General features: G+C 51.1%; 2 protein-coding genes. Both read right to left on the reverse strand.

Annotated elements, in window-relative coordinates; translation table 11 throughout:
• Nucleotides 1–1,229, reverse strand: a 1,229-nt coding sequence (gene traG / locus BHE81_RS27870) for a conjugal transfer mating-pair stabilization protein TraG (protein ID WP_149888864.1), incomplete at its 3' end; no start/stop codon positions are given.
• On the reverse strand, nt 1,229–1,786 hold a 558-nt coding region (locus BHE81_RS27875; RefSeq protein WP_172622158.1), incomplete at its 5' end, for a conjugal transfer protein TraH. The genes traG and BHE81_RS27875, both read right to left, overlap by 1 nt.

Consider the following 1,786-nt stretch of genomic DNA (forward strand, 5'->3'; position numbering starts at 1 on the left):
GTGGTCGCAATATCCGAGTTTTTGAGCTGAACCTGCGACAACTCAGAGAGAACAACCGGCACGCCATTTTGCTTCGCATAGTAGGCCATTGCGCTGTTCAGGATGGCGAACAGTAATGGCCACGTCTGCAGCCAGATAAGCGCATACACATACCCCTTAAGCACCTGCAGCGTCATCATGTTAAACATGGCGGCCATCACCATGATCGGGAACATCCCAATCATTAACCCCATAATGACGGTCTGCGTCAGAGGAAGTGCGCGAAGCGCCTGGTGCCCCATTGTGGCCTGTGCCAGCCGCTGCTTTTCAAGGGATGATGTGTTAGCGATATTGACCAGACTGGCGGTGTCCCCGCTGCGGGCCGCATAACTCTGGATCCCGCTGCGCAGGGCGTTCATCGTGACGTTCTGGCGGATAATCTGCCCGGCGCTCTGTCCCGAGCTGTAGAAGTAATTGTAGCTGTCGCCAATCATCTGGCTGAAAAGCAGATCGGGATTAGGTTTGCCACCAAACAGCTGACGAACATAGTAGTTCCAGGTTTTACCCCCTGTCTGGGTATCCAGCGCAAGAGCCGATTTCAGATCCCGTGAGGCCTCCTCGCATGTCTGGAACTGGTTGTTTTTATCAAACACGCCACGCAGTGGACTCGGGTTTGCAAAAATCAGGGTGTACGGGTCAGGTGAATTCAGTAATTCCTCAAAAGTGTACTTATGATTGAGAAAAATATCGCCCATCACACAGTTTTGTACGTAATCGGAAAACAGCGTCGTAATCTGAGGATTTTGTGACAAAAAATCCGTACTTTTCGCGACCAGATTACTGCCAAATAACATCCCCGTTTTACTGTACGTGACACTGTCCGGCAGCGCGAAGACCATCTCATAACTCTGGATAAGCGCGTTTCCTACTCGCGTTGTCAGCGACGCCGGAATGGCCAGACCAATAGGTACATTATCGACTTCATAGACCTGCGCAACGTTACTGTAATCGATGATCTGCACAGGGGTGCGAATGACAACCAGCATAGAGACCAGGGTGAGGGAAAAGACCCAGCCCAAAAGGTCCATCACGTTGTGTTTTTTTACCCAGTTCCCCGCCACAATGAGTACCGAAATGGCGATACACATCTTTTCTATGGTCGACCATGTGCCGGTCCCCATAAACGCCGCAATCGCGTTCAGGTTGCCCCGTAACCAGTCACCGCCAGCAATGGCATATACCTCAAGCATTACTGATTCCCCCCAAAATGATAGTTATTCTGGTAGCGGGTCATCATGCGGGCAGAGACCTGCTGGCGCATGTAACTCATTTGTCTGTCCACCACGAGCAAGGCGTCCTGCTGGACCTGAACACGGGACTGGAAAGCGGCAATCTGCACACTCGCCTGATTGAGGTTTTCCATGATCATATCCATTGTCGACTGGGGATAATTACCGGTTGAGATCATCGCCCGGGCCTGCTGGATAAGTTCCTGAATGTACTGCAGCAGGATGTCGTAGCCGATATAGTCTGTCAGCTGGTAAATAAGTGAGTTAGACACCCCGAGCATCTGCGGGTCGACAAGGTATTTGAACACCGGGATGGTGGTGCTGGAGATAAATCCTTTCTCCTGATCCGTCAGTTTTTCATCAGCCACTGCTTTATTCTGGATACTGCTTAACAAAGCGGAAATCTGGCTTTTCAGCGCCTTACTGGAGGTGATGGTCACGGTCGCATCAGCAACGACCTTAAGACACTTATCCGAATCATTGCAGTGGTAGATTTTAGCCGTGCCGCCCTCCATCAT

Source organism: Klebsiella sp. AqSCr (assembly GCF_008452795.1).
GTDB classification, from domain to species: domain Bacteria; phylum Pseudomonadota; class Gammaproteobacteria; order Enterobacterales; family Enterobacteriaceae; genus Klebsiella; species Klebsiella pneumoniae.